Source organism: Brucella sp. GW823-FHT04E01 (assembly GCF_058796175.1).
In genome coordinates this window covers 563,046-575,996 of the sequence record NZ_JBXAIK010000004.1, presented here as the reverse complement: position 1 = coordinate 575,996, position 12,951 = coordinate 563,046, and the positions used below count along the sequence as shown (strand labels likewise).

Sequence of the window (12,951 nt, the reverse complement as noted above, 5' to 3'; positions counted from 1 at the left end):
CGTTCTCCCTATGGTAATCCCTGAATCGTCCTGGGCTTGGGGGTAATGAACGGGACGCCGCCAGGCGACCGCATAGACAGGAACCGGACAGTAGCGCGTATGACTTGGAGTAACAGGACGATACAGGGAAGGGGCATCGCCGTGCTTTTGCTGGCGGCTCAATTTTCCTCTTTCATCGTGTCGCCTGCTTTGGCGTTCGAGATCTTTGGTGTTCGTCTGTGGGGCGAGGACAAGAAGGAAGATCCTGACATCATCGACCCGAAGACCTACTCCGTCGAGGTCACGACCACGGGCGACCGCAAGAATGCGGACGGCACGGAAGCCGATCTGAAATCCACCATTGAAGGCGCTTCCGGTCTCGTTTCGGATGCCGAGAGACCAGCTTCGGGCTCCGCCGGACTGCTGGCCAAGGCGCGCGGCGATTATCGCCGCATTCTGGCCGCACTCTATGGCGAAGGCCGCTATGGCGGTACGATTTCTATTCAAGTTGATGGTCGCGAGGCGAACGACATTCCGCCCGACGCGGAAATCCCCAATGATGCGAAGGTCGCGATTTCGGTTGACCCCGGCCCGCAATTTCTGTTCTCGCGCACGGCTATTTCCAATATTGCGCCACCGCCGGTCGACAAGCGCGATCACGTGCAGTCGCCCGAAGATGCGGGCTTCGCGCCGGGACAGGTGGCGCGTTCGGGCACGGTCATCAAGGCGGAGCGCCTTGCCGTTGAGGCGTGGCGCCAGCAAGGCTATGCCAAGGCGCGGGTTACCGATGAGGATATCGTCGCGGACCATGCCGACAACCGGGTTTCCGCCAATGTTTCGCTCGATCCCGGCCAGAAGGCGCATTATGGCCCGGTCAGCGTCGTTGGAATCGCGCGCATGGACCCGCAATTCGTGGCCTGGATGACCGGGCTGAAAGAAGGCCAGGAATACGATCCCGACGATATCGAGAAAGCCAAAAAGCGTCTCGGTCGTATGGAAGTGTTCCGCGCCATGAGCTTCGAGGAAGCCGAAAAGATCGAGCCGGACGGCAGCCTGCCGATGACGCTCAACGTACAGGAGCGCAAGCCGCGCCGCTTCGGCTTCGGTGCCGAATATTCGACCATCGATGGTTTCGGCCTGACCGGCTACTGGATGCACCGCAACCTGTTCGGACGCGGCGAACGCCTGCGTTTCGACGCCAAGGTCAGCGGTATCGGCGGCACGCAGGACAATTCCTTCGATCCGAAGAACTTTACCTATCTTCTGGGTACGAGCTTCACGAAGCCGGGCGTCTATACACCGGATACGGATTTTGTCGCATCACTTGATGCCAAGCGCGAAGTGCTGGATCCTTATACCGAAACATCGGTCAATGCGAAGACCGGCTTCACGCAGATATTCAGCGACGAGCTGTCAGGCGCGCTCTATGCCAAGGCGAGCCAGGGTCATTTCGACGATGACGTCTTCGGCTCGCGCAGCTTCACGACGGCGGGTCTTGAGGGCAATCTTCTTTATGACAGCCGCAACAACAAGCCGGATCCGAGTTCGGGCTTCTATCTGGAAGGCAATATCCAGCCCTTCTACGAATTCCAGTACGGCAATTTCGCCACCCGTTTCACAGCCGAAGGCCGCACCTATTACGGCTTTGGTGAAAAGGATCGCGTGATCCTCGCAGGCCGTCTCAAGTTCGGTTCGATCGTCGGCGCGTCCATTGAGGACCTGCCGCCGAGCCAGCTCTTCCTGGCAGGTGGCGGCGGCTCGGTTCGCGGCTATGGTTATCGCAATATCGGCGTCAGCGCGGGCAATGGCGAGATCATCGGCGGGCGCTCGCTTGTCGAGGCCAATGGCGAAGTGCGCACCCGCATCACCGATTCCATCGGCGCGGTGGCATTCGTCGATGCCGGTTATGTGGGCGAAAAATCGTTCCCCGATTTCTCGGAACAGATGCGTGTCGGCGTCGGTGGCGGTCTGCGCTATCTGACCGGTCTCGGACCGATCCGCCTTGATGTCGCCGTTCCGCTCAACCGCCGCTCGGGTGACCCGAGCTATGGCTTGTACGTAGGTATAGGACAGGCGTTTTGACCAGATTTCTCGCAATCATCGCCTTCGTCGCTTTCGCCGTCACGGCAGTCATCTTCGGCTGGCCGGAACAGCAGAAGCAGTTGCAGGCTCAAGCTCAAGTTCCCGCTCAGGCTCAGGATCAGGCCTCTGGACAGGAACAGGCAGAAGCACCAGCAGAAGAAGAGAAATCCTATTTCCTGTCTTTCGTGGAAAGCCAGCTTTCCGCGCCGAACCGCCGCATTTCCATTTCCGGCATCAGCGGCGTTCTGTCTTCGGAAGCAACCGTCGGCTCAATCACCATTGCTGACCGCGAAGGCGTCTGGCTGCGCATCGAGAATGCCAAGCTGAACTGGAGCCGTACCGCACTTCTTGTTGGCCGTCTCAGCATCCAGTCGCTTGCTGCCGAGCGTATCGACATCATTCGCAAGCCGTTGCCTGACAACAGCCTGCCGTCGCCTGAATCGTCCACGTTCAGCCTGCCGGAACTGCCGATTTCAATCAGTCTCGACCAGCTCGCCATTGCGCGCCTGCATTTCGGGCCGGATATTTTCGGTCTCGAATCGGAAGTTTCTGCCAATGGCAGCCTGTCGCTTGCCGATGGTTCGCTCGATTCAAATTTCGACATCAAGCGTCTCGACGGTCCCGGCGGAAATTTTGCCCTTCGCGCGGCCTATGCCAATTCTGACCAGAAGGTCGATCTCGACCTTAAAGTCTCGGAACCGGCTAACGGCATCGTCGCCAACCTGTTGAACATCGATGGTCGTCCTCCGGTCGATCTTACTTTGAAAGGCGCCGGTCCGCTTGACGAGTTGAAGGTCGATCTTGCGCTCGACACCAACGGTAGCCGCACGTTGACAGGCGAATTCGCGCTCAACCGGCAAGGTCAGGCGCCCGATGGCGGACGTGTTTTCTCTGCCCGTTTCAACGGTCCGATCGCGGTTCTTGTACCGCCTGTATTCCGCGATTTCTTCGGTGCCGAAACCGTACTGTCGGCGGATGGCTTCCTGAAGGATGCAGGCGGCTTCCGCCTTGATGATCTGGCGCTGAACAGCGCTGCCTTGAAACTGAAGGCTTCTGCCGAAACCGGCAATGACCGCTTCCTGAACAAGCTGCGCATCGATGCCTCCATTGCCGATGAGAGCAAGGGCCGCGTCCTCCTGCCGGTCAAGGGCGCTGAAACCTATATCGACAATGCAAAGTTCCAGGTCGCTTACGGTGATCGCCCGACCAATGACTGGACGGGAACGCTTGCCATTGCCGGTCTCAAGAACGCAACGATTTCCGCCGACAGCATCGCGCTCGATATGGGCGGCGTTGCCGAGAACCTGAGCGATGCCGCCAATCGCCATATCACCTTCAAGGTCAATGGCGGGATGGATGGCATTTCGGCAGAACGGGCGGAAATTGCCGAGGCGCTTGGCAGCAAGATTGCGCTCGCCATCGATGGCGCATGGCGCGCCGGCTCGCCGGTCGAGCTGGCGCAAGCCAATATTGCCGGTAACGGTCTCAGCCTCGATCTCAAGGGTAATATCGACGACTTTGCCTTCAATGGCGATATCGCCGCCAAGATTGCAAGCCTTGCGCCGTTCGGCGCTCTGGCTGACCGTGACCTTGCAGGCAGCATCGATGTCAACGCCAAGGGCATTGTTCGCCCGGTTAGCGGTGCATTCCAGCTCGACCTTAACGGCACAGCACAGAACATGCGCACCGGCACGGAAGCAGTCGACCGCATTCTCGATGGTGCCGTCAATCTCAGCGGCGCGCTTGGCCGCAGCAGCGAAGGGTTTTCGGCGCGTGATTTCCGTATCGGCAATGAGCTGAGCGAAATCACTGCCAATGGTTCCTTTGCATCCGACAAGGCAAGTTTCGACTTCGGCGTCATGCTGTCCGATCTGAAGCTTCTTTCCGATCAGGCATCGGGGCGGATGACCGTCAAGGGCAGTGCGCGCGGCGACGACAAGCTGATCGCGCTGGCGCTGCGCGCCGATGCGCCGGAGGGCACTCTGGCCGGTCGCAAGCTTTCCGAAGGCGGTCTCGATTTCAATGCCATGCTCGATGGAAATGCAAAGACAGGTGCTGCCCTTTCCGGCAAGCTTGCTGGCAGTGCATTCCTTAATGGCCAGCGTGTTGATCTTGGAACGCTCATCGACATCGTCAATGACGAGAAGCGTCTGACCGACCTCGTCTTCAATGCAGGCGGTGCGCATCTTTCGGGCAATGTCACCCAGACCGCGAAAGGTCTCCTGACCGGCGCGCTGAAGCTCGATGCGCCGGATATTTCCACGGCAGCAGCCCTGGCGCTGGCGGAGGCGACCGGTGCGGCCAATGCTGATATCACGCTCGACGCCAATGACGGTCGCCAGAATGCATCGGTCACTGCCAATGCCAAGGACATCAAGGTCAATGGCAATCGTATCACCTCGGCTGATATTGCCCTGACGGCAAAGGACCTGTTCGGCGTGCCGGTGGTGGACGGCAATGCTGCGGCGCGCGACATAATGGTCGGCACTTTCGGCATCGACAGCTTCGATGCCAAGGCCAATGCGACCGGGTCGAAAACCGATTTCACTGCCAATACCAAGTTGAAAATCGGCACAGTCGCCAGCGCTGCCGGTTCGCTTGAGCCGAAAAATGGCGGTTTTGAACTGGGACTGGTTTCGGCCCATGTGAAGCAGGGCACACTCAGCGCCAACCTGGCCGCGCCCGCCACCATTTCCATGAAGGGCGAGGAAATCTCCTTCGGGGATATCATCATCAATACGGGCGCAGATGCCAGCGCGGGGCAGGTCAAGGTCAATGGCGTGGTCGATGGTCGTCTCGATCTTTCGGTCGCCCTTTCCAATCTGCCACTGGCTCTCGCCAATACGTTCAAGCCGGAACTGGGGCTTGGCGGCACGGTCAACGGCACAGCCCGCATCACTGGTACGAAAGAAGCGCCCAATGTCGCTTTCGACATGGCGGCGCGAGGCGTGACGGCAGCAGAGCTCAAAAAGCAGGGCATTGCGGCTCTCAATGCCGATGCCAAGGGCACCTCGGCCAATAATCGGCTCAATGTCGATGCGCATGTAACCGGAGGGGGCGGCATCGATGTCCGCGCCAATGGCGGCGTGCCGCTCAGTAAGGGCGATCTGGCCATCGACGTCAATCTCGCCAATCTTCCGCTGACGGCGCTGAACGGTGCGGTCAAGGGACAGGATCTCGCGGGCAATGTGACCGGAACGGCGCGTGTCACGGGCCCCCTCACCAATCCTGCGGCAACCTTCAATCTGCGCGGTACAGGTCTTGCGGCCAAGCCGCTGCGCGATAACGGACTTGCGCCGCTCACCCTGCAAGCTGCAGGCAGCTATGCGGCCATGGCTATCGACTTCTCGTCACTGACCGTCGACGGTCCGCGCGGCCTCAATGTCACCGCCAATGGCAAGGTTCCGTTCTCGGGGCAGGGGCTTGGAGTCAATGTCAATGGCAGCATTCCGCTGGCGCTCGCCAACCGCTTCCTGGCGGATCGCGGTGCGCAGGTAAACGGTACGCTGACGCTGACGGCCAGCGTTTCGGGCGGCTTCAACCGTCCGCAATTGCGCGGCATGTTCTCCACCAATGGCGCAACCTTTGTCGATCCGGACACCAATGTTCGCCTGAACAATATCAATGTCATGGGCAGCCTGGATGGCGAAACCGTCACGCTGCGTCAGGTCAATGCCGCGCTCGGCAGCGGCGGATCGGTTTCCGCCAGCGGTACGATCTCGACCAATGCCGAAGCGAGTTTCCCGGCCAATATCGAGATCAAGCTCAATCGTGCCCGCTATGCCGACGGCAAGCTGGTTGTGGCGACCGTCGACGGCGGGATCACGATCAGCGGGCCGCTGATGCGAGATCCTTTGATTTCAGGCCGCATCGATGTCGACAGGGCTGAAATCTCGGTGCCGGAAAATCTGGGCGGCGGCGCAGCCTATGTTCCGGTTCGCCACAAGAACACGCCGAAGAACGTTCAGGTGACGCTTGATCGCGCCAAGGTCGAAACGCGTCGCAGCAAAGTGCCGACGCCGACAGCGCGTCCGACCGTGCCGCGCCTCGACGTTGTCATCAATGCGCCCAACCAGATTTTCGTGCGCGGTCGCGGCCTCGACACGGAGCTGGGTGGACGTCTTCGCCTGACCGGGCCTGTGACCGATATCAAGCCGGTCGGCGCATTCGACATGATCCGCGGCCGCATCGGCATTCTCGGGCAGCGCATTACCTTCGATGAAGGCAATGTCACGCTGGTGGGCGATCTTAATCCGCAGCTCAACTTCGTCGCCCGTTCGGAAGGCAATGAAATCACCGCAATCGTGACGGTGACGGGCACGGTTGATAATCTCGACATCAAATTCTCGTCGACGCCGGAACTGCCGCAGGATGAAGTGCTGGCGCAGTTGATCTTCAAGCGCTCCATCGGCGAGTTGTCGGCCTTCCAGATCGCACAGCTTGCCGCTGCCGCCGCCGAACTTGCGGGCGGCTCCAACAACTCGCTCATGAACAAGCTGCGCGCCGGGACAGGTCTCGACGATCTTGATGTCGTGACGGATGACAAGGGCCAGACAGCAGTTCGTGCCGGTCGCTATATCCGCGACAATATCTATCTGGGCGTGGAAGCGGGTTCAGGCGGTTCGACCAAGGGCACCGTCAATCTCGACATCACCCGTAACCTGAAAGCCAAGGGTTCACTGGGAGCGGAAGGCGATTCAAGCGGCGGTATCTTCTACGAAAAAGATTATTGATCGCCGCAAATTATTGAAGGCAATCAAGGCCGGGTTTCATGACCCGGCCTTTTGCTATCCGGCTACAATTCAGAATAGCGGTTTTGAGACAAAGCCACATTTTCGCCAATAAATAGCCATGAGATACATACGTTCACCGCATTTGCCATGAAGCTTAAATCGATTGAATTTTCACATTCACTGCAATTTATGCTTTCAAACGGAATTTTCAGACACGTTTGCGCGAGTTGTTTAACCGTTCTTCAACCATAAGAACGCAAATTGCTGTTGAGTATGGCGGTCGCTTGACGGCTGTGTTTCACCCCTTCTGTCCGGGTAATTTGCATGACCAAGTTCATTGACGATCTGAGCCGCCGCCGCTTCCTTTTCGGCACCGGTGCCGTCCTCCTCACCGGTGCTGCCGGTTGTAACCAAACGATGGATATGTCGGCCTTCCAGATGAATGTCGATCCGATGTCGACGGGCGGGATTACGCCGATGCGTCCGCAGATCAGCGTCGACCGCGATATCACGACGCCGGATGTCATGTACGCCGCCGTGCAGGAAGGGCCGTATTCACTGCCCGCAATTCCATACGAGAAGGTGCCGAAGCAATTCCGCCGTCAGATCGTGCCGGACCCGACAGGGCAGGCGCCGGGAACGATTGTTGTCAGCCTCAAGGACCATCTTCTCTACTACGTTCTGCCGGGCGGAGAAGCGCTGCGCTACGGCATCGGGATCGGCAAGGCGGGCTTTGAGTGGTCGGGCACTGCCAATGTCCAGTACAAGAAGCAATGGCCGGTCTGGACGCCTCCACCGGAAATGATCCAGCGCAAGCCGGAACTGGCAAAATATCGTAACGGTCAGGAACCCGGCCCGCAAAATCCGCTGGGTGCGCGCGCGCTCTACATTTTCCAGAATGGGCAGGACACCGGTTATCGCATCCACGGCTCGCCGGAATGGTGGTCGATCGGCCAGTCCATGTCATCCGGCTGTATCCGCCTGATGAACCAGGACATCATCGATCTCTATAACCGCGTACAGGGTAAGGCTCCGATCATCGTCGGATAACCGGACCGGATGAATTCCGGCTCTGACGGCCTGCAAATGGCGTTGTGCTGCGCTTCCGGTGCTCATGTACCTAAAAGTACACTCCGTTCCGGTGCTCGCACTCCACCATTTTCGGCTCGTCATAACCGAAATCTCAACGGTCCGCACGGTGCATCAGCGTCTGTTGGAAATTGAAGCGTTTCTGCTGCAAATAAAAAGGCCACGCCAGATCTGGCGCGGCCTTTTTGTATCAGGTTCGATACGATTACTCGTAGCGCACCGACTTCGGCATGGCTTCGCCGAGATTGACGAAATGGCGTAGCTCGGCGCGCAGATTTTCTGCCGAAGCCATATGAATCTGGCTCTTTGGCACCACATCGTTCTGCACGATCTGGGTGGATACGCCCGGCATGACAAACGCTCCTGCGGTCAGGACGAGGGCGGCGGCAATGCCGAGGCGTCGTTCGGTTCTGGCCTGCATTTCTATCTCCTTGCGCCGGGTGACGGCGACTTGAAATCTGGAATCACATTCATTCGCAAAACGCTGGGACTTTCCGGCCAAGGATCGATCTGGGGCCAATCAGTGAAAAGTCGCGCGCGGCGTAAAATTCAAAGCGCTGTCGATGGCATGGATCGGTATTGGCAACAAAGTCTGGCCGAAATCAGCCAGCGTGTCGGCAAAATTGCGGGCAGCCCCTGCCACATCGTCGCAGCGGCGATGACAGGCAATGGCTTCAAGGCAGGTATCAAGCAGCAGCGCGTCCTGATTCTGGATGCCGGAAATCAGCCCCAGCGTCAGGCATTCCTCGCGGCAGACATGGTGCGAGTCGAAAGGGAAAGCACGCAACTGGCAGCTGGCGCAATGGCGCAGCACGCGGATGAAATGCGACAGCTCGCCCACCGCGCGTTTTGCTTCCGAAGGCCCAAGCACTTCCGAATAGAGGCCCCAGGTCATTTCCCACGGGATGATCGAGCCTGTCTCGAAACCCGCAGTCCAGCGGCGATAACCTTCCAGCACCAGCTTTTCCGGCAGGCGATCGAAATAGCCCGCAGTGTTGGCGCCGTTCAGTTGGGATATGCGCATATTCATGTCCGCCTCCCGTAGAAGCTACGGAATGAAGACATGCATGCGGGGCGTGAACCCTGCATTTTTACAGAGGGACGTTCGGTTTCCCCCCGCACATTGCAATATCCGGTCGGCAAGAGACTGAGCTGCCAAGGCAGGCCGTCGACATTTGCGGACCGGCATTCGCCGAGACCAATCATAGGGTCCTCCAATCGAAAGGGTTCAAGGCCCAGACATCAAAGGTTGTGAATTTGCACCATGCATAAAAGCCAGAAAATCCATCTGGAGTCAATTACTCAAGTTTAAAATCTTATTAGATTTCAATTGTTTGGAATTATTCTAGACTTTAATACTCATGTTTACAGCATTCGAGAAGGAACGCAACCGCTGTGGGGGAGCAGCGGTTGCGGCAAACGGGCGCATAATGCGCGAAGGAGAGAGGACGCGGATCATTCGCCCCTTTGCTAACACCACAGTCGCATTCTTCGTGATGCCGGGTTGCAAAGAGCAATCTTCCCCGTTCCGGTGCTCACGTAGCTTTCTCTGGCGCTTAGCCTTATCCGAAAAGTCCGCAACTTTTCGGGACTATGCCTGGAAGCACGCTCCGCTCCGGTACTCGAAAATCACTCTTCTCGCCACGGCCTGACGAATTTGCAACTGTAGTGCTGGAGCGCATCCCGCAAAGTATGAAACGGTTTTCAGGATGCGCTTTAGAACAAAAAGCCGAGACGCGCTGATCTGATTCAGTCAGATCGAAACGCGCTCTAGTGACCCGAATGCTCTCCATCTTTCTGGCCGCCCTTTTGACCGCTTTGGGCGGTGACGGGGAAGTCGATTGTGACCTTGCCGGCCTTTTCGAATTCCAACGTGACAGGAACGGTCTCGCCTTCCTTGTATGGCTTTTCCGGCTGGATGAACATGAGGTGATAACCACCGGACTTCAGCTCGACCTTCTCGCCTGCCGGAATATCCAGACCGCCTTCAAGCTGGCGCATCTTCATCACGTCGTTCTGCATCGACATCTCATGGATTTCGACGCGCTTGACGCCACCGGTGGTGACGGAAACCAGTTTGTCGGCATCCTTGCCGTCATTGGCGATGGTCAGGAACCCGCCTGCAACCTTGGCACCGGGAACCATGGCGCGCACCGAAGGGGCCGTGATTTCCAGTTCGCCAAGCTTCGTCGGCATTGCTGCCTGCATGGAGGCCCCATCCATCTGGCCCATCTTGTCGTGCCCACCATGGCCGCCGTGCCCATCGTCAGCGCCCGCGGCCTTCACGAGCAGCTGCGGTGCCGGATGCGCCAGATCGTGCGGGTTCTGGCCATCCTTGGGCACTTCCGTCCACGCAACCGAAGCGTCGCTTCCGCAGACCTGCGTCACGGGAAAGGAGAGGGTGGTATCCTTGTCGAACTTGGCGAGCTGGCCGACAACGGTGAACTCGTCGTAGAAATCACCGGGCAGGTTGCCATCGGTGAAGCGGACTTCGCGGACGCCGGAAGTCACATCCTTGCCGTGCACCTTGTAGCTCTGGGCATAGTCACCCTTGACGGTCTCGATCTTCCAGCCCGCCTTGACCTGCGGCTGGGCTGAAATGAAGCCTTCAGGCAGCTCGACCTTTACTTCGGTCGTGGCCTTGCCATCGCAGCCATGCGGTACGCGGAAGGTTGCCTTGTAGAAGCCGCCTGCCTTGGCTTCGCTCTGGTCGAGGGAGGAGTGGGCTTGGGCCAGGCCAGCAGAGGCGCACAGTGCGGCAATCGAGATGGCAGAGGCGAAAAGACGATAGTTCTTCATTGTGTCAAACCTGAATAATCATTGGAAGGCACACCGGTACCAAGTTCGGGGGAACAGGGTTCGGGCGTGTTTCATTTCCGAATGCGATCCGGGGAACGCATTCGCTCAAACGATATTATTCAGGCGAGAGGCGGCGCTTGCGGCGGTGCCGATGGCGGATAGGTGTTGTGCTGCAGGATCGGTTGCGGCGGCACGATGCCATCCGCCATGGCGATATGCGGGGCAGCACCGGTTGAACCCGCAGGCGCAGGGCACAGGAAGGCCGATGAAATCCGGCAGGCTTCGCAACTATTGTTGCTCAGATGCTTGTCGTGACCCTGATGGTTGGGATCGGAACCATGATCGCCGATGCAGAGCACCGGGTAGGTTCCGTCAGGCAACTGGTATTGGGCAAGCAGGTAGCTGTCGGGCGCATTGAGGTCGATGGGCTTGTGCGCAAAGGCGACGAACATCAGGGCGAATACGCTAAGGACGCGTATAGCCAGGGATATCCGATATTGGCCGATGCTTGTCTTCAACTCAAAGCTTCTCCATTCAAGCCGAATTTACCTAGCCTAAAGGAGCTGTCTTTGCCAAGCATCAAACAGAAACGGCGCGAATTGGTCGCGCCGTTTCTGTTTTCCATCGGTCGGGAGAATAGATATGGAGGTCAGATCGCCCGCTTCTTCATCTGTTCCGCGATGTAATCAGCCTGACGGATAGCGAGAGCCACGATGGTCAGGGTCGGGTTTTCCGCGCCGCCGGTTGTGAACTGGCTGCCATCGGAAACGAACAGATTCTTGATGTCATGCGTCTGTCCGTGCTTGTTCACGACGCCATCCTGCGGCTTTTCGCTCATCCGGTTGGTGCCCAGATTATGCGTTGACGGATAGGGTGGGGTCGGGAAGGTACGGACGGCACCCACGGCCTCATAAAGCGCCTTGCCCTGCGCATAGGCATGATCGCGCATGGCGATATCGTTCGGGTGATCGTCGTAATAGACGTCGGGAACCGGCAAGCCGTGTTCGTCCTTCACGTCCTTGCTCAGCGTGATGCGGTTTTTCTCCTGCGGCATGTCTTCGCCGACGATCCAGAGACCGGCCATGTTGACATAATCGTCGAGTGCCGAGGTGAAGCTGCGCCCCCAACCGCCCGGATTGAGGAAGGCAGCCATGAAGGGCAGGCCAAGCGAAACGGTTTCCATCTCATAGCCGCCGACGAAGCCTCGTTTCGGATTATGCGCAGCCTCATCGCGGATGATGCCTGCCATGGTGGTGCCGCGATACATATGAACCGGCTTTTCAAACGAGGCATAGACCGAACCGGTGGTGTGGCGCATATAGTTGCGCCCGACCTGTCCTGACGAATTGGCGAGGCCGTCCGGGAATTTCGACGAAGCCGAATTGAGCAGAAGGCGCGGGCTTTCAATCGAATTGCCTGCCACGCAGACGACGCGCGCCTTCTGCAAGTGCTGCTTGCCATCCTTGTCGGCATAGAGCACGCCCGTCACCTTGCCAGCTGCATTGTGCTCGATCTTGAGCGCCGTGCATTCCGGGCGAACTTCCAGCCTGCCGGTTTCCTCGCCCTTGGGAATTTCCGTATAGAGCGTCGACCATTTCGCGCCCCATTTGCAGCCCTGAAAGCAGAAGCCGGTCTGCTGGCAGGCCATGCGGTCGTCGCGCGGCGCTGAATTGATAGCCATGCGACCCGTATGGCATTCCTTGTAGCCGAGCTTGTCGGCACCGGCTTTCATAACCTTGAAATTATTGTTGCCGGGCAGACCCTCAATGCCGTTGGTGCGGGTGACCCCCATCTTGTCCTCGGCCTTGGCGTAGTAAGGCTCCAGATCGGCCAGCGTGATCGGCCAGTCGAGCAGATTTGCCCCTTCGATCTTGCCGTAATGGGTCAGGGTCTCGAACTCGTAATCCTGAAAACGCAAGGATGCACCAGCCCAGTGGGTGGTGGTGCCGCCGACAGCCTTCACGATCCATGCGGGCAGGTTCGGGAAATCGTGCGCCACGCGCCAGCTGCCCGATGTCGTGCGCTTGTCGAGCCAGGCGAGCTGGGCAAAACTATCCCATTCATCATTGATAAAATCTTCGAACTCGTGGCGTTTTCCGGCTTCGAGAATGACGACGTCGATGCCTTTCTGGGCCAGTTCGTTGCCGAGCGTGCCGCCGCCAGCGCCCGAGCCGATGATAACGACGACCTTGTCGTCCTTGAGATTGTATGGAGCAGCCATTGTTTCCTCCCAATGCTTTCCCGTTTCCGCAAAACGCAAGGCGCTTGC

The 12,951-nt window shown here is 58.4% G+C and carries 8 protein-coding genes; 3 read left to right on the top strand and 5 right to left on the bottom strand.

From position 1 onward, the window contains the following. The first annotated feature begins 99 nt into the window (after window positions 1-99). From AC1RHM_RS17830 to AC1RHM_RS17820, 3 genes are all read left to right on the top strand, one after another. Window positions 100-2,061, top strand: a complete 1,962-nt coding sequence (locus AC1RHM_RS17830; RefSeq protein ID WP_432475145.1) for an autotransporter assembly complex protein TamA — start codon at window positions 100-102, stop codon at window positions 2,059-2,061. After that, on the top strand, window positions 2,058-6,794 hold the full coding sequence (locus tag AC1RHM_RS17825) for a translocation/assembly module TamB domain-containing protein (RefSeq protein WP_029375835.1): 4,737 nt from the start codon (window positions 2,058-2,060) through the stop codon (window positions 6,792-6,794). The genes AC1RHM_RS17830 and AC1RHM_RS17825 overlap by 4 nt, the downstream gene beginning before the upstream one ends. A 324-nt stretch (window positions 6,795-7,118) precedes the next feature. After that, window positions 7,119-7,844 (top strand): L,D-transpeptidase, encoded by a 726-nt coding sequence (locus AC1RHM_RS17820; protein WP_010657860.1) that lies wholly within the window; start codon window positions 7,119-7,121, stop codon window positions 7,842-7,844. 244 nt (window positions 7,845-8,088) lie between these two features. Here the strand turns inward: AC1RHM_RS17820 and AC1RHM_RS17815 are convergent, their stop codons facing one another. The 5 genes from AC1RHM_RS17815 to AC1RHM_RS17795 form a co-directional block, all read right to left on the bottom strand. Beyond that, window positions 8,089-8,304 carry a hypothetical protein gene (locus tag AC1RHM_RS17815; protein WP_010657861.1) on the bottom strand — a complete coding sequence of 72 codons (216 nt, stop codon included), beginning with the start codon at window positions 8,302-8,304 and terminating at the stop codon, window positions 8,089-8,091. A 99-nt stretch (window positions 8,305-8,403) separates the two neighbouring features. Next, window positions 8,404-8,913 (bottom strand): hypothetical protein, encoded by a 510-nt coding sequence (locus AC1RHM_RS17810; protein WP_011982289.1) that lies wholly within the window; start codon window positions 8,911-8,913, stop codon window positions 8,404-8,406. 740 nt (window positions 8,914-9,653) lie between these two features. After that, window positions 9,654-10,682 (bottom strand): DUF1775 domain-containing protein, encoded by a 1,029-nt coding sequence (locus AC1RHM_RS17805; protein WP_010657863.1) that lies wholly within the window; start codon window positions 10,680-10,682, stop codon window positions 9,654-9,656. Between the two features lie 119 nt (window positions 10,683-10,801). After that, the gene (locus AC1RHM_RS17800) at window positions 10,802-11,200 is read right to left on the bottom strand and encodes a hypothetical protein (protein WP_010657864.1); all 399 of its coding nucleotides are present in this window, start codon (window positions 11,198-11,200) and stop codon (window positions 10,802-10,804) included. A 131-nt stretch (window positions 11,201-11,331) separates the two neighbouring features. Then, window positions 11,332-12,903 carry a GMC family oxidoreductase gene (locus AC1RHM_RS17795; RefSeq protein ID WP_010657865.1) on the bottom strand — a complete coding sequence of 524 codons (1,572 nt, stop codon included), beginning with the start codon at window positions 12,901-12,903 and terminating at the stop codon, window positions 11,332-11,334. Window positions 12,904-12,951 lie beyond the last annotated feature (48 nt).